This window comes from Enterobacter sp. JS8-1 (genome assembly GCF_049187015.1).
Lineage (GTDB): Bacteria > Pseudomonadota > Gammaproteobacteria > Enterobacterales > Enterobacteriaceae > Enterobacter > Enterobacter mori.
Map to the genome: position 1 here is coordinate 2,242,563 of NZ_CP185805.1, position 13,040 is coordinate 2,255,602.

At 55.8% G+C, this 13,040-nt stretch carries 20 protein-coding genes; 11 read left to right on the forward strand and 9 right to left on the reverse strand.

All coding sequences use genetic code 11. The features are described 5' to 3' along the window. Positions 1–32: 32 nt before the first annotated feature. Together ACOQH0_RS10705 and ACOQH0_RS10710 are read right to left on the reverse strand one after the other, a co-directional pair. The gene (locus tag ACOQH0_RS10705) at positions 33–647 is read right to left on the reverse strand and encodes a TetR/AcrR family transcriptional regulator (protein WP_421512220.1); all 615 of its coding nucleotides are present in this window, start codon (positions 645–647) and stop codon (positions 33–35) included. Between the two features lie 210 nt (positions 648–857). Then, complete coding sequence (locus ACOQH0_RS10710) at positions 858–1,652, reverse strand: SDR family NAD(P)-dependent oxidoreductase (protein ID WP_421512221.1); 795 nt, start codon at positions 1,650–1,652, stop codon at positions 858–860. A 96-nt stretch (positions 1,653–1,748) separates the two neighbouring features. Here ACOQH0_RS10710 and ACOQH0_RS10715 point away from each other — a divergent pair, with 96 nt between their 5' ends. Next, positions 1,749–2,117, forward strand: a complete 369-nt coding sequence (locus ACOQH0_RS10715) for a MerR family transcriptional regulator (protein WP_420984378.1) — start codon at positions 1,749–1,751, stop codon at positions 2,115–2,117. Between the two features lie 42 nt (positions 2,118–2,159). Here the strand turns inward: ACOQH0_RS10715 and ACOQH0_RS10720 are convergent, their stop codons facing one another. Together ACOQH0_RS10720 and ACOQH0_RS10725 are read right to left on the reverse strand one after the other, a co-directional pair. After that, on the reverse strand, positions 2,160–2,474 hold the full coding sequence (locus ACOQH0_RS10720) for a PTS sugar transporter subunit IIB (protein ID WP_421512222.1): 315 nt from the start codon (positions 2,472–2,474) through the stop codon (positions 2,160–2,162). A 76-nt stretch (positions 2,475–2,550) separates the two neighbouring features. Then, positions 2,551–3,018 (reverse strand): DUF1348 family protein, encoded by a 468-nt coding sequence (locus ACOQH0_RS10725; RefSeq protein WP_421512223.1) that lies wholly within the window; start codon positions 3,016–3,018, stop codon positions 2,551–2,553. Positions 3,019–3,122: 104 nt separating this feature from the next. Here ACOQH0_RS10725 and ACOQH0_RS10730 point away from each other — a divergent pair, with 104 nt between their 5' ends. Beyond that, the gene (locus ACOQH0_RS10730; RefSeq protein WP_421512224.1) at positions 3,123–3,701 is read left to right on the forward strand and encodes a TetR/AcrR family transcriptional regulator; all 579 of its coding nucleotides are present in this window, start codon (positions 3,123–3,125) and stop codon (positions 3,699–3,701) included. A gap of 51 nt (positions 3,702–3,752) precedes the next feature. On the opposite strand, the gene ACOQH0_RS10735 is transcribed toward ACOQH0_RS10730, so the two are convergent. Continuing rightward, the gene (locus ACOQH0_RS10735) at positions 3,753–4,532 is read right to left on the reverse strand and encodes an SDR family oxidoreductase (protein WP_109080867.1); all 780 of its coding nucleotides are present in this window, start codon (positions 4,530–4,532) and stop codon (positions 3,753–3,755) included. A gap of 90 nt (positions 4,533–4,622) precedes the next feature. Here ACOQH0_RS10735 and ACOQH0_RS10740 point away from each other — a divergent pair, with 90 nt between their 5' ends. Further along, a complete protein-coding gene (locus ACOQH0_RS10740; protein ID WP_010430822.1) occupies positions 4,623–4,961 on the forward strand; it encodes a winged helix-turn-helix transcriptional regulator in 339 nt (112 codons plus the stop codon). A 62-nt stretch (positions 4,962–5,023) separates the two neighbouring features. Here ACOQH0_RS10740 and ACOQH0_RS10745 read toward each other — a convergent pair whose 3' ends face one another. After that, complete coding sequence (locus ACOQH0_RS10745; RefSeq protein WP_120158083.1) at positions 5,024–5,794, reverse strand: hypothetical protein; 771 nt, start codon at positions 5,792–5,794, stop codon at positions 5,024–5,026. Between the two features lies 1 nt (position 5,795). Continuing rightward, positions 5,796–5,993: a hypothetical protein gene (locus tag ACOQH0_RS10750; protein WP_042715285.1), complete on the reverse strand. Its 198-nt coding sequence runs from the start codon at positions 5,991–5,993 to the stop codon at positions 5,796–5,798. A gap of 257 nt (positions 5,994–6,250) precedes the next feature. Here ACOQH0_RS10750 and ACOQH0_RS10755 point away from each other — a divergent pair, with 257 nt between their 5' ends. From ACOQH0_RS10755 to ACOQH0_RS10790, 8 genes are read left to right on the forward strand one after another with little or no spacing between them, the layout of a single operon-like run. Further along, on the forward strand, positions 6,251–6,685 hold the full coding sequence (locus tag ACOQH0_RS10755) for a nuclear transport factor 2 family protein (protein WP_420984380.1): 435 nt from the start codon (positions 6,251–6,253) through the stop codon (positions 6,683–6,685). Then, on the forward strand, positions 6,682–7,401 hold the full coding sequence (locus ACOQH0_RS10760; protein ID WP_421512225.1) for an SDR family NAD(P)-dependent oxidoreductase: 720 nt from the start codon (positions 6,682–6,684) through the stop codon (positions 7,399–7,401). The genes ACOQH0_RS10755 and ACOQH0_RS10760 overlap by 4 nt, the downstream gene beginning before the upstream one ends. Beyond that, complete coding sequence (locus ACOQH0_RS10765) at positions 7,398–8,657, forward strand: NAD(P)/FAD-dependent oxidoreductase (RefSeq protein WP_421512226.1); 1,260 nt, start codon at positions 7,398–7,400, stop codon at positions 8,655–8,657. Before ACOQH0_RS10760 ends, ACOQH0_RS10765 begins: the two co-directional genes overlap by 4 nt. A 1-nt stretch (position 8,658) precedes the next feature. Next, complete coding sequence (locus tag ACOQH0_RS10770) at positions 8,659–9,381, forward strand: DUF1365 domain-containing protein (protein ID WP_421512227.1); 723 nt, start codon at positions 8,659–8,661, stop codon at positions 9,379–9,381. After that, a complete protein-coding gene (locus tag ACOQH0_RS10775) occupies positions 9,378–10,598 on the forward strand; it encodes an SAM-dependent methyltransferase (RefSeq protein ID WP_218308211.1) in 1,221 nt (406 codons plus the stop codon). The genes ACOQH0_RS10770 and ACOQH0_RS10775 overlap by 4 nt, the downstream gene beginning before the upstream one ends. Then, positions 10,595–11,080: a DUF2878 domain-containing protein gene (locus ACOQH0_RS10780; RefSeq protein WP_421512228.1), complete on the forward strand. Its 486-nt coding sequence runs from the start codon at positions 10,595–10,597 to the stop codon at positions 11,078–11,080. The genes ACOQH0_RS10775 and ACOQH0_RS10780 overlap by 4 nt, the downstream gene beginning before the upstream one ends. Then, a complete protein-coding gene (locus ACOQH0_RS10785) occupies positions 11,077–11,601 on the forward strand; it encodes a hypothetical protein (protein ID WP_010430847.1) in 525 nt (174 codons plus the stop codon). Before ACOQH0_RS10780 ends, ACOQH0_RS10785 begins: the two co-directional genes overlap by 4 nt. Continuing rightward, the gene (locus tag ACOQH0_RS10790) at positions 11,598–12,125 is read left to right on the forward strand and encodes a DUF3833 domain-containing protein (protein WP_421512229.1); all 528 of its coding nucleotides are present in this window, start codon (positions 11,598–11,600) and stop codon (positions 12,123–12,125) included. Before ACOQH0_RS10785 ends, ACOQH0_RS10790 begins: the two co-directional genes overlap by 4 nt. Positions 12,126–12,127: 2 nt before the next feature. Here the strand turns inward: ACOQH0_RS10790 and ACOQH0_RS10795 are convergent, their stop codons facing one another. After that, the gene (locus tag ACOQH0_RS10795) at positions 12,128–12,586 is read right to left on the reverse strand and encodes a DMT family transporter (RefSeq protein WP_421512230.1); all 459 of its coding nucleotides are present in this window, start codon (positions 12,584–12,586) and stop codon (positions 12,128–12,130) included. A 4-nt stretch (positions 12,587–12,590) separates the two neighbouring features. Continuing rightward, on the reverse strand, positions 12,591–13,025 hold the full coding sequence (locus ACOQH0_RS10800; RefSeq protein ID WP_010430856.1) for a DMT family transporter: 435 nt from the start codon (positions 13,023–13,025) through the stop codon (positions 12,591–12,593). Positions 13,026–13,040 lie beyond the last annotated feature (15 nt).

The following is a 13,040-nucleotide window of genomic DNA, read 5'->3' on the forward strand; positions in this document are numbered from 1 at the left end:
GACTAGTGACCAATAATGTCAATGGTCACAAATCAGGGAGCCAGACTTCTTAAAATCAGTGAGGGGAGAAGGATCGCTGCGGTGGGGGCGGTTTCGAGATTGTATTGCAGTTGAATGGGGTTAATGAAAGGGCACATCACCAGATATATCGCGAGCGTAGCCTCATCGAGCGGGGTTTTCCTTTCGAACTCCCCGGCCTGCCTGCCTTCGACAATAATGCCTTCAATCAGTTTTAACAGGTGTTCTGAATACCTTTCTGCTGAAGGCCATTTCTCCCGCGCGGCAACGGCAGCGATGTCGTAGAGCTTACGATCGTGGAAAAACAGTTCGCTTCCTGCCTCGGTGAGCGCCCTGAAGAGACGACGTATTTTCTCGCTGGCAGATGGCGCATCGGCGAGTGCTGAATGCACTGCGGTCATGATCAGTTCCAGGCGGTTAGCACAGATCACCTCGCCGATAGCCTGTTTGGAGTCAAAAAATTTATAAATGTAGGCCTTTGAAAAACCGATGGATTTAGCAAGCTCTGCCACGGTGGTTTTTTCATAGCCGTAGTGACCGAAGTGCTCAAACGCCGCTTCGACGATCTGCTCTCGGACGGAGTGGTCAAGTGGACCACGTGTAACTGGGACGTTCAAATTTTTAGTCATTTTTTAAGCTTAGCGTGACGGGCTTCGAATGACAACGAGTGACCATTTCGTAATTTGGTTACATGCGTTTTCGTCATGAACCCTTCAGACGGGACGATAAATCAGATGGGGTAAGTGTATCACTGTTTTTCGCGCGCAATGGCATCTCTATGACAGTGATATGCGAGGGTTTCAGCGCAGTTCCTTTGCGCTGAAGTGCGAGGTGTTTGCTTAAGCCGAGCGTGGACGGAGTATTTGTTCTACGATAAGCACCAGACGTTGACGGGTCACGAACCGGTGTAGCTGCCCCAGTAGCCAGTTACCGCATCCGGTGATCAGGGTGTTGCGGTTAGTATCGACAGCCCGTAACGCCTGGGCGACCACTTTATCAGCAGGCATTCTTTTCCCCACCGAGGCTTCATCGGCATTCACCACATCAAAAAAGGCCGTATCCGTTGCGCCGGGGCAAAGCGCCAGGACGCGGATGCCCTTCGAGCGGTATTCACCCCACAGCGCATTTGAAAACGAGAGCAGGAAGGCCTTGGTTGCGCCATAAATCGCCATATAGGGATCCGGCTGCATCGCGGCGGTTGAGGCAACATTAATAATCACCCCGGCACCTTTCTGCAGCATTCCCGGCAGCATGGCGTGCGTCAGTTCCACGGGGGCCAGACAGTTCAGGTTAATTTCATCACGCTGCCGATCGATGGACAGCTTTTCGAAGGGTCCATAGGTGGCGAACCCGGCGCAATTGATCAAAACGTCGGGATAATGTCTTAAGGTTTCCAGCCGCGCCACAATATGGGGAATGGCTTCAGATTTCGCCAGGTCCTGCACGATGACGGTGACGGATACGCCATGCTTTCTGACTAACTCTGCTGCAAGCGCCTGCAGTTTTGCCTCGGAGCGGGCGATCAGGATCAATGCCGCGCCGCGGGCAGCGAGTTGCCTGGCGAACTCGCGCCCCATTCCGGAGGACGCCCCGGTAACGAGCGCTGTTTTTCCTGTATAATCAAAAGAATTCATATCTTTAATCCCGTTTTCCTCATGTATGCTGCACAGGATAAACCGTGCACTTAGGTACAGGGTCAAGCGTGATTTTTACAAGGTGAGGGCGACGCGATGCGAATTGGTGAGCTGTGTGCGAAAACAGGATTGTCGAAAGAGACGGTCCGATACTATGAGCGGCAGGGGCTGTTAGAGAATATCCCGCAACCCAATCGCAGCAATAACTACAAAGTCTATTCCGCCGTCGATTTACAGCGTTTAAACATGATCAAGCATGCCAAAATGCTGGGCTTTACCTTAGCCGAAATTTCAGAGGTTTTAGCTGTATGGGTTGACGATGAATTTACCGCTGAGCAAAAACAAGCTTCCCTGCGCCGCAAGTTGCAGCAGCTTGAAGAGAAAGAAGCGGCGTTAATTGAACTTAGAGCCAGGCTAAAAAATGCCATTAACAAGGTCGGCCAGCCTTGTGTCGATGCGTTTTAATCGGCGGGTGAGAGGAGGCCGCAAAAAATGCGGCCTTATATATCAGGCAGCCAGTTCAGGCATCTGTTCCTTCACGAAATTTAACACCTTACTCGCGTCCAGAGACGCATAGGGTAGACTCTCAATAATGGCGATCGAACGCGTATTACCCACCGTTTCTTTTATCTCATCGAGTTTGTACTGAATGTGCGGCGCGATGAGGAAAGCATCGAATGCGGGAGCAACGCTGGCGAAGTTATCCAGTCCTACAGCGCTAATCATCAGCGGATAGCCTTCGCGTTCTGCCAGAGACTGCATCTTTTTGGCGAGCGAGTTTGCGGTATTACCAAACAAACAACAGATCAGAAGCTTTTTCATATTTTCTACCTCCTGAAAACCGCTCACAGGGTAGTCCTGAGGCCACGCCTGAAATGTGCGCTATCTCTTAATAAAGCTATAAACCCAGATCGCTCAGCGAGGGGTGATCGTCCGGACGTCTTCCCAGCGGCCAGTGGAACAGTCGCTCTGATTCTTTTATCGGCATATCGTTTACGCAGGCAAAACGGCGCTTCATTAACCCGTCCGGCTCAAACTCCCAGTTTTCATTACCGTATGAACGGAACCAGTTGCCGGAATCATCATGCCATTCATAGGCATAGCGCACCGCGATTCGGTTATCCGTAAATGCCCAGAGCTCTTTAATCAGACGATACTCCAGCTCTTTTTTCCATTTCCGCGCCAGAAACGCCTCGGCTTCTTCACGGTTGGTCGCGAATTCTGCGCGGTTGCGCCATTGGGTATCGAGCGTATAGGCAAGCGCGACTTTCGCCGGGTCGCGACTGTTCCAGCCATCTTCTGCCAGTCTGACTTTTTCGATAGCGCTTTCACGGGTGAAGGGTGGTAAAGGAGGACGTGTGTTCATTGCGATTACCTCTGGGTTATATGATGTAGACAGATCTGTCTACTTGCGGTAATCTATGCCTGTAAAATAACGCTGTCAACCTCCGTTTTGAGGCTACTAAAAAAATGAAAACAGAACCCGCAGGCAACGATACTAAAATTAGCGTCAGAGATAAGATATTACTCACGGCGCACGATCTATTTTATTCCACAGGCTTCAGGGCGACGGGGGTGGATACGCTAATTAAAGCGTCAAAAGTGACCAAGGTGACTTTTTATCGTCATTTTCCGAGTAAAAGTTTACTTATTCTCGCCTATTTACACTATCGGCATGAAATATGGATTAGCTGGTTTGAGACTACGCTGCGTCGACATCTTGACGAAGGCGAAATACCTTCTGATGCGATATCTGCAACGCTTTACGAATGGTTTATTTCGCCCGAGTTCCACGGCTGCGCGTTTATTAATGCCAGCGCAGAGGCTAAATCGGAAGATATTGAAAGTGAAATAAAAGAGATATGCCGGGACCATAAATCAGAGACAAAGAAAGTAATCGTCACGCTCACCGGTATAAATGATGAAGAGACCGTCAATGACATGATGATGCTCATTGACGGCGCTATTATTCATGCGCAAATGGGTATGGATCCAGAAAGGGTGGTGAAAGCGTTAAAAACGGGCTTAGAGAAACTGACCGGTCAGTGATATTCCCCTGCGCTTAATCAGCTTTCGTACCGAGCCGATCACGCACCCGCGTTATACTGTCGGAATGGTGCCGCCATCAATCACGTATTCTGTCCCTGTGATACTTGAAGCATGAGATGACGCGAGGAAGACGATGAGGTTAGCCACCTCAATCGGTTTGGCAGGGCGTCCGAGCGGTATTCCACCTAACGCCTTCATAATGATCTGTTTGCCACCTTCGTAGTCTGTTCCTGCCTGCTCTGCCAGCCTCTCCGCCAGTGCAACCGCGGCTTCGGTTTCGATCCAGCCGGGTGCAACGCGCACGACCCGAACACCCTTCGGTGAGACTTCCTTTGACAGGCTCTTGCTGTAGGTCGAGAGGGCTGCTTTAGCCGCCGCGTAGCCCGTGGTTGATTCCGGTAACGGCAGTTCGCGCTGAATAGACGTCACGTGAATAATCACCCCGTTTCCCTGCGCAAGCATTCCGGGGAGCAGGGCGCGATCTAAGCGTACGGCGGGCAACAGGTTAAGATTTAGCTCCTGCTGCCACTCGTCTTCGCCAAGCGCAGCGAAACCGCCACCGGGTGCGGTTGAACCACCAGCGACATGGACAATCACGTCGACACCGCCCATCTGTTCCTGCACCGCCGATGCGACGGAGGCACATCCTGCAACTGTCGTCAGGTCAGCGGCTACGAATGTATCGGCGATATTTACCTCAGGCGCGTGGCGCGCCGTGGTTAATACCGTTGCACCGAGCTGTTTTAAAAGTCCGACTACTGCTTTTCCAAGCCCTTTTGTTCCAGCGGTAACAAGCACGCGCTTACCTGTGAAATGAATATCTAATGACATGACCTTTAACTCCCGTTATTTACAGTACAGGTATATTCAACATAGACTGATAAATTGACAAGTACGCACGAAAAAGTGAGTGACTGAATTATGAGTAAGTTATATAGCCCGGAATCTGCCGCAAGCGGCGTGGAGCAGGTATTACGGCTGCTGGAAGGCCGCTGGAAATTAATTATTCTTTTTCATCTGTTCGACGGAAAAGTGCAGCGCTACTCTGATTTCGAAAAACTGATCCCCGGTATTTCCCAGAAGATGCTGGCGCAGCAGCTTCGGCAACTGGAATCCGACGGAATTGTTTCGCGGATGGTCTACCCTCAGGTGCCACCGAAAGTAGAATATCGACTCACCGAATGGGGGCAGGCATTATGCCCGGCGCTCGATGCCATGCTGAAATGGGCAGAAAAACGCGAGGCTTACGCCGAGCTGTAAATCCTGTGCCCGGTAAGCCTCGGCTGGCTAATCGTGTCGATCTCTGCCAGAACGGAACGCGTTCACTCCGGTTTCTCTTCTGCCTGCGCCATCTCAAGCGCGCTGGCGCTGGCGGGATCGAACAGCGAGATGCTCTCAATCTGATTGAGTAAAATTACCTTCCGGAATGACATGGCGCTGCGGGGTTCAGAGTCGAGCGTAATGTCATGCTCCGCATACCACCTGCTGTAGTTATTCTCGATGCGCAGATTCATCGTCTTTGCATCTCTGTACCCGCTCAGCATCGGGATCAGCACGATATTGGCCGTTTTTTCGTACTCCAGCGTGGCGGTGTGGATCATGCCGACGTAGATCCGCCCCGACCGAAGCGACACCTGCGCCAGCTCTCCTTCCTCCATGCACTGATACAGCACCTGTTCAATACCGCTCGACTGCGCCAGACGTTTGTAGAGCTTTTTCCGGCTTTCACCGTCCAGCCTGGCGCTGCCTGCCCAGTTAGAGCGGTAGAGGCAAAACAGGATGGCAAACGCCAGCATCACGACCACCGGCGCCTGAATGCCTAAAAAACTCCAGTTCATAAAGTCGATTTGCCAGTCGGTATATTTCGGTGAGGCAAAGTGAAAAGCGTTGTTGGCCGCGGAAAGGGAGAGCAGGAGTAGCCAGAGCAAACCGGTGGCAATCACGCCCTGAAGAACAAAAATACAGCCGTAAAGCGCCACGAGAAAATAGACGTCCCAGCCAAAGGAACGCTTGATTTTAAAGCGGGTGGACAGGTCGCGGCTGGTATACCAATACCCGCACACCATCAGCACCATAAAGATTGCCGTTCCCATATCAGGCCCTCTTCAGCGCGTCGACGTGACGCAGAAAATCCTGCCGTACCTCATTGCTTTTGTAGTTCACCGAGGCGTTCCCGTCCTGGTCGATAATGATGCGATCGCCATCTTCTACGGCTTCAATGATTTCCTGCTGGCTCATTACCTGGAGCAATGACTCAGGGCTGGAGAAAAGGGAGAGAAAGAAGCGTTTCATGTCAGGCATCCTTATGAATAAAAAGGATAAGCCTGGAAGAAGGGCGGCGAGTTTGCCTTAAGGATATCCTGAAAGTTAAAGCCGGGTGGCGGCTACGCCTTACTCGGCCTACAAAACCCATTCTTCCTTATGGTTTTAAGTTATTGATATATAATAAAAATAAAAAATAGATCAATACAAACTTGGACAAATAACGATGATTGTGTAAGTTTTAATTATGCGATTACGCCACGTTATTTACAGCCAGGATGTGACCCATGAGCACGTTGCCGCCCGTTGTCAGTCGGTTTGTTGATTACTACGCCACGCTGGACGCTCAGCCGCCGTCGGCGCTGGTGGGGCTTTATCACCCGGATGCCACGCTTGTCGATCCGTTTGGCGAACACAACGGGCTTTTTGCGCTCCAGCGCTATTTCACCCATTTGCTGGCGAATGTCGAAAACTGCCGTTTTACCATTGATGCCCCACTTCTGAGCGAACGCCGCTTTGTCGTCACCTGGACAATGCACTGGTCGCACCCGCGGATTGCCGGGGGGGAGCCACTCGGCCTGCCGGGGTGCTCAGTGGTGGACACGGAAAACGATCTCATCACCCGTCAGCGCGACTACTACGACGCGGGGGAGATGATCTACGAACACCTTCCTCTGCTGGGCTGGGCGGTACGCGGCGTGAAGCGGAGGGTCAAATCATGAAAACGGTGCTCATTACCGGCGCCAGCTCGGGCATTGGGGCCGGGCTGGCGAAATCCTTTGCCGCTGACGGCTACCAGGTTATTGCCTGCGGGCGCGATGCGTCGCGTCTGGACGCCCTCCAGCTGCACAGTCCGAACATCACGGTGCGCCGCTTCGATATGACAGACAGGGACGCCTGTTGCCAGGCATTGAAGGACTGTAATGCTGAACTGGCGATCCTCTGCGCCGGGACGTGTGAATACCTCGATCGTGGCGTGGTGGATGCCGCGCTGGTGGAGCGGGTGATGAGGACCAATTTCCTCGGTCCGGTGAACTGCCTCGCCGCGCTTCAGCCGCAGCTGGCTGCAGGTCATCGCGTGGTATTGGTCAGTTCGATGGCGCACTGGCTTCATTTTCCGCGAGCCGAAGCCTACGGAGCGTCCAAAGCCGCGCTCACCTGGTTCGCCGACACGCTGCGTCTGGACTGGGAGCCGAAAGGGATTGGTGTAACCGTGGTTTCTCCGGGGTTTGTGGATACGCCGCTGACCCAAAAAAATGATTTTGCCATGCCGGGCAGAGTGACCGTTGACGAGGCCGTGAATGCAATACGCGCCGGGCTGGCGAAGAATAAAAACCATATCGTGTTTCCTTCCGGATTCGGCCTGATCCTGCGGCTGCTCTCATGGCTTCCGACCCTGATCCAGAACGCGCTGCTGCGCAGGATGGTGCGCTCATGAAGATCGCGATTATCGGCAGCGGTATTGCCGGGCTAACCTGCGCCTGGCGTCTGGCGGGCCATCATCAGGTCACCCTGTTTGAAGCGGGCGCAACGCCGGGCGGACACACCGCGACGGTAGACGTCTCCACGTCGCAGGGGAGCTGGGCCATCGACACCGGGTTTATCGTCTATAACGACCGTACTTATCCGCGCTTCATGGGCCTGCTTAGCGAGCTGGGCATCAGCGGCCAAAAAACGCAGATGAGCTTTTCTGTGCACAACCCGCAGTCCGGCCTGGAGTATAACGGGCACACGCTGACGTCGCTGTTTGCCCAGCGCCGAAACCTGGTGAATCCGGCATTCTGGCGGCTGCTTGGGGAGATCGTCCGCTTCAATCGTCTGGCAAAACAGGCGCTGGACGGGGAGGTGGACCCGAACGCCACGCTGGAGATGTTTCTTGAACAGCACGGTTTCACGCCGTTTTTTGCACGCCACTACATTCTGCCGATGGGGGCCGCGATCTGGTCCTCATCGCTGCAGGAGATGAGGCGCTTTCCGCTGCCGCTGTTCCTGCGCTTCTTTGAGCATCACGGCCTGCTGGATATTACCCATCGCCCGCAGTGGTACGTTGTCCCCGGCGGCTCGCGGGAGTACATCCGCGCCATGCTCGACAAGCTGGGCGACCGTCTGAACTTGCATCTCAATTCGCCGGTGCAGCGGGTGAGCCGCCACGAGCACGGGGTCACGCTTCAGCTTGAAAACGGCAGTTATACCTTCGATCAGGTGATTTTTGCCTGCCATTCCGGGCAGGCGCTGGCGATGCTGGACGAGCCGACGCCTGCCGAACGTGACGTGCTGGGCGATATCGGCTGGCAGCGCAACGAGGTGGTGTTACACAGCGACAGACGCTGGCTGCCGGTGCGCGAGCGCGCGTGGGCGAGCTGGAACTATCGCCTGAGTGAACGTGACCAGGCCAGCGCCTGCGTCACTTACAACATGAACATTTTGCAGGGGCTGCCCGATGGGAGTCCGCTGTTCTGCGTCACGCTGAATCCTGAAACGGCGGTTGATGAGCGTTTCGTTCTGAAGCGCTTTATTTATGAACACCCGCTGTTCAACCCTAAAAGCTGGCGCGCGCAGGCGCGTCGCGGGGAGATTAACGGTCATCACCGGAGCTGGTTCTGCGGGGCGTACTGGTATAACGGTTTTCATGAGGACGGGGTGCGCAGCGCGCTGGACGTGGTCAATGCGCTAGCCGCCGGGGAGGGGAACTGAGATGAACAGCTGCCTCTACCACGGCGTATTGCGCCACCGACGCCTCCAGCCGAAAACCCACACATTCAGCTACAGCGTTTTTATGGCCTGGCTGGATCTCGATGAGCTGGAAACATTGCCCTCGGTGGGCGTACGCCGTAACCGCGTGGCCGCCGCCTCGTTCCACGACGCGGACTATCCGCTGGGCACGCCGCTCAAAGAGAACGTGCTGAGCAGGCTGGAGAGCCTGACCGGGGAACGTCCTCAGGGGCGAGTCATGCTTCTGACGCAGCTGCGCTATTTCGGGTTCCATTTTAATCCGGTCAATTTTTACTACTGCTATGACCAGCACAATACGCTTCGCTGGGTGCTCGCCGAAGTGCGCAACACGCCGTGGAACGAGCGGCACTACTACGCGGTAGACGGGCAGAATGCCCGGCCCACGGAGAAAGCGTTTCACGTTTCGCCCTTCAACCCGATGGACATGGTCTACCACTGGCGCTTCAACAACCCGGACAATACGCTGCATATGCACATTGAAAATCATCAGGAAGCGAAGGTCTTTGACGCTACGCTGGCGCTGCGTCGGGAGCCGCTGACCCGCCCGGCGCTGCGTTCGCTGCTGCTGCGTATCCCGCTGATGACCCTGAAAACCGTTTTCGCCATTTACTGGCAGGCGCTGCGGCTGTGGCTCAAGCGCGTGCCGCTGTATAACCATCCCGTCAGCAGGAGTGAACGCTCATGACCGATCCCGTCTTTGCGCTTGAACCCGATATCCCGCGCAACGTCCGCATCGCGCGCTGGCTGCTTTTTCGGCTGTTAAGCGGCATTCGCGGCGGCTCGCTGACGCTACGTGAAGGGGCGCAGACCTTTCATTTTGGTGAGACATCAGCCGCGCTGCATGCCGACGTGCAGATCCTCACGCCAGGGCTTTACTGGCGCATCTTAACGGGCGGCAGCCTCGCGGCGGCAGAGGCCTGGATGGACGGCGAATGGGAGACCACGCACCTGACGCCGCTTCTGGAGCTGCTGGCGCTCAACGGCAAGGTGCTTGGCCGTCTGGAGAATGGTTTCCGCCTGCTCGGCAGGCCGCTGGAGCGGCTGCGCCACTGGACGCGGCGTAACTCCCGCGCGCAGGCGCGCGAAAATATTGCCGCCCATTACGATCTGGGCAACACCTTTTATGCCCACTTTCTGGATAAGGAGCTGCTCTATTCCAGCGCGCTGTTTACCGCTGACGAGCAGGATCTTACTGCAGCTCAGCAGGCTAAAATGGCGCGTCTGTGCGACCAGCTGGCGCTAAACCCGGGTGACCACCTGCTGGAAATTGGCACCGGCTGGGGAGCGATGGCGGAATACGCGGCCCGTCACTACGGCTGTCGGGTCACCACCACCACGCTGTCGCAGGAGCAATATATTTGGGCGACCGAGCGCATCGCCCGCGCCGGGTTGCAGGATCGCGTTGAGGTGCTGCTCTGCGACTATCGCGACCTTACCGGGCAGTACGACAAGCTGGTGTCGATAGAGATGATTGAAGCCGTCGGGCAACGCTATCTGCCCACGTTCTTCCGTACCTGCCAGGCGCGGCTGCGCCCGGGGGGACGGATGGCGATTCAGGCCATCACCATTCAGGACCAGCGCTACCGCGACTACAGCAAAAGCGTCGACTTTATTCAGCGCTACATTTTCCCCGGCGGCTTTTTGCCGAGCGTCACCGCCATGAACGAATTGATGACGCGCCACACCGATTTTGTGGTGCGCAACCTCTTCGACATGGGGCCGGACTACGCCCGCACGCTGGCTCACTGGCGGCAGCGCTTTGTCCACGCCTGGCAGGAGATTGAAACGCTCGGCTTTGACGAACGTTTCCGCCGGATGTGGCTCTACTACTTCGGCTACTGCGAAGCCGGGTTTAACGCCCGCACCATCAGCGTGGTGCAGCTGACAGCGGAACGGGTATGAGACGTTACGTGCAGGTGTTCCTGATGGCGATTGCGTTCGATCTCTACTGGACGCTGGTGGTGCTGTTTCGCGAGCGGGGGCTGGTTGTCTGGCTCGCGCTGGCGATCCTTGCCTGCCTGATGCTGTCGCCTGCACACCGTATTTACGCCATTTTGCTGGCGGCCGCAGGCAGCGTGCTGGACGCCCTCTGGGCGGTGACGGGGCTTATTGCCTTCACGGGCGACTCGCTGATGCCTCTGTGGATGGTGGCGCTGTGGCTGATGTTCGCCACCGTCTGGACCCGACTGACGTGCACAACTATCTTGCCGGGCTGGATCTTAACGCTGCTGGCGACCGTCGGCGGGCCCGTGGCCTACCTTATCGGCGAGCGGCTGGGGGCAATTACGTTCCTGGAACCTGGTTTTATCGTCGTCAGCTGGATGGTGCCGGGCTGGCTGGTATTAATGCTGTTTTTCCACCTGCTGATGGGGAGACAACAATGAAAACCCTGCTGATGTTAATCTGTCTGACCCTTACCGTACCGGTCGCGAACGCCGCTGACTGGCTAAGCTGGCGCAAAGTAGGCAGCGCCACGCTCACCTGGGGGCCCTTCACCGTCTACACCTCGCAACTGCTGACGCCCGATGGACGCTACACCGGCGAAAACAGGGATCAGGCGCTGGTCATTACCTATGCGCGCGACATCGACCGTAAGGATCTGGTTGAAGCGACGCGCGATCAGTGGCAGGCGCAGGGTATTTTGCAGCAGGAGCCGCTGAGCGAAGCATGGCTTCGCAGGCTGGAATCGCTCTGGCCGGACGTCAAGGCAGGCGCGCAGCTGGCGTTTGTGCTTAAAAATCAGCAGGGACAGTTCTGGTACCGCGCGCCTGACGCGCAGACAGGTTTCACTCCACTGGGGCCAGCGCAGCCAGCGGCGTTCAGTACGCGCTTTCTGGCCATCTGGCTCGATCCCCGCACGCAATACCCTGAACTGCGTCAGCAGTTAATCGGAGGCCAAAAATGAAACGTTTCCTGACCCTGGCGCTGGCGCTCACGATGCTGCTGGCAGGCTGCAGCACCGAGGTGACCGAGTATCGCCAGCAGCAGCCACAGCTTGATATCTTCCATTACTTCCAGGGCAAAGCCGAAGCGTGGGGCATGGTGCAGGATCGCAGCGGCAAGCAGATCCGTCGTTTCCACGTTGAGATCGCCGGGGATGTGATTGGCGATACGCTGACGCTCAACGAACACTTTGTTTACGACGATGGTGAAAAACAGCAGCGCGTCTGGCACATCCGCCGCGTGGGGAACGATCGCTACGAGGGAACGGCGGGGGATATTGAAGGGGTTGCCTCGGGGCAGGCCGCAGGCAACGCCTTTAACTGGCATTACAGCATGAACGTGAAGGCCAACGGCAAAACCTGGCTGCTGCATTTCGACGACTGGATGTACCTGCAGGATGAGACCCATCTGTTCAATAAAACCGAGATGACGAAATTTGGCGTCACCGTCGCCACGGTGACGCTGTTCTTTACCCGTAAGACCTAAGCCTAGTTGCGGACGCTGCCGGTTTTGCTGCTGGAGTAGATGAAGTACAGGGCAATCCCCAGGCAAACTACCGCACCCAGGCGACTCAGTGAAAACGGAATGGCGGGATTGCCCAGCCAGCCAAAGTTATCAATCAGCATGCTCATGGTGAGCTGGCCGAAGATCACTGCTACCGTGGCGACGGCGGTGCCGATCCGCTGTACGGCGAGCACCATTATCACGATATAGGGCACGCCAAACATCGCGCCGAGGAGCTGCCATTTTGGCACGTCCAGCAGCGTGATCGTCTGCTTAGGCTCAAAGAAGAAAATGAGCAGGGCGGTCACCAGTGCGCCGACGGAAAAGGTCAGAAACGCGCTTTTAAATACGCCCACGCTGCTGCCGAGCTGTCCGTTGATCGCGGCCTGAATGCTCAGCGTCGCGCCGCCGCAGACGGCCAGTAGAATCATCATCAGTGTCATACGTTTACCCCTGAGCCACCAGAACCAGTGCGGCAATAATAAAAACCAGCGCCACGATGCGTTTCGCGTTTATCTTCCTGTGTGGCGTACCCAGCAGACCAAAGTGATCGATGATCAGGCTCTTAAACACCTGACCGGCCAGAATGCCAATCATGGTCATCGCGATGCCGATAGCGGGTGTCGCAACGGTCAGAATGACCACGTACACGGGGCCGAGCACTCCGCCGAGCAGTTGCCAGGACGGCTGTGTAAAAAATGACGGGCTGTTGCGCGGGCTGAAAAACAGCATCAGCAGAAACGTCAGCGCGGCACCCACGCCGAAGATGCTGAACGTGGCCCATAAATCACCCACTTCGCCGCCCAGCGGTCCCAGCAGTCCCGCCTCTACGGACAGCCCCATCCCGCCAGCAATCACCAGGAAAATTAAAATAAGTTGCATAGCTCACTCTCTCGT

Excerpts from the sequence above, each read along its gene's own strand:
- ACOQH0_RS10800 (WP_010430856.1), bottom strand. The coding sequence starts at position 13,025 with ATGCAACTTATTTTAATTTTCCTGGTGATTGCTGGCGGGATGGGGCTG.
- ACOQH0_RS10750 (WP_042715285.1), bottom strand. The coding sequence starts at position 5,993 with ATGAAACGCTTCTTTCTCTCCCTTTTCTCCAGCCCTGAGTCATTGCTC.
- ACOQH0_RS10790 (WP_421512229.1), top strand. The coding sequence starts at position 11,598 with ATGAAACGTTTCCTGACCCTGGCGCTGGCGCTCACGATGCTGCTGGCA.
- ACOQH0_RS10770 (WP_421512227.1), top strand. The coding sequence starts at position 8,659 with ATGAACAGCTGCCTCTACCACGGCGTATTGCGCCACCGACGCCTCCAG.
- ACOQH0_RS10760 (WP_421512225.1), top strand. The coding sequence starts at position 6,682 with ATGAAAACGGTGCTCATTACCGGCGCCAGCTCGGGCATTGGGGCCGGG.
- ACOQH0_RS10755 (WP_420984380.1), top strand. The coding sequence starts at position 6,251 with ATGAGCACGTTGCCGCCCGTTGTCAGTCGGTTTGTTGATTACTACGCC.
- ACOQH0_RS10795 (WP_421512230.1), bottom strand. The coding sequence starts at position 12,586 with ATGACACTGATGATGATTCTACTGGCCGTCTGCGGCGGCGCGACGCTG.
- ACOQH0_RS10780 (WP_421512228.1), top strand. The coding sequence starts at position 10,595 with ATGAGACGTTACGTGCAGGTGTTCCTGATGGCGATTGCGTTCGATCTC.
- ACOQH0_RS10740 (WP_010430822.1), top strand. The coding sequence starts at position 4,623 with ATGAGTAAGTTATATAGCCCGGAATCTGCCGCAAGCGGCGTGGAGCAG.
- ACOQH0_RS10730 (WP_421512224.1), top strand. The coding sequence starts at position 3,123 with ATGAAAACAGAACCCGCAGGCAACGATACTAAAATTAGCGTCAGAGAT.
- ACOQH0_RS10745 (WP_120158083.1), bottom strand. The coding sequence starts at position 5,794 with ATGGGAACGGCAATCTTTATGGTGCTGATGGTGTGCGGGTATTGGTAT.
- ACOQH0_RS10735 (WP_109080867.1), bottom strand. The coding sequence starts at position 4,532 with ATGTCATTAGATATTCATTTCACAGGTAAGCGCGTGCTTGTTACCGCT.
- ACOQH0_RS10710 (WP_421512221.1), bottom strand. The coding sequence starts at position 1,652 with ATGAATTCTTTTGATTATACAGGAAAAACAGCGCTCGTTACCGGGGCG.
- ACOQH0_RS10775 (WP_218308211.1), top strand. The coding sequence starts at position 9,378 with ATGACCGATCCCGTCTTTGCGCTTGAACCCGATATCCCGCGCAACGTC.
- ACOQH0_RS10720 (WP_421512222.1), bottom strand. The coding sequence starts at position 2,474 with ATGAAAAAGCTTCTGATCTGTTGTTTGTTTGGTAATACCGCAAACTCG.
- ACOQH0_RS10785 (WP_010430847.1), top strand. The coding sequence starts at position 11,077 with ATGAAAACCCTGCTGATGTTAATCTGTCTGACCCTTACCGTACCGGTC.
- ACOQH0_RS10725 (WP_421512223.1), bottom strand. The coding sequence starts at position 3,018 with ATGAACACACGTCCTCCTTTACCACCCTTCACCCGTGAAAGCGCTATC.
- ACOQH0_RS10765 (WP_421512226.1), top strand. The coding sequence starts at position 7,398 with ATGAAGATCGCGATTATCGGCAGCGGTATTGCCGGGCTAACCTGCGCC.
- ACOQH0_RS10715 (WP_420984378.1), top strand. The coding sequence starts at position 1,749 with ATGCGAATTGGTGAGCTGTGTGCGAAAACAGGATTGTCGAAAGAGACG.
- ACOQH0_RS10705 (WP_421512220.1), bottom strand. The coding sequence starts at position 647 with ATGACTAAAAATTTGAACGTCCCAGTTACACGTGGTCCACTTGACCAC.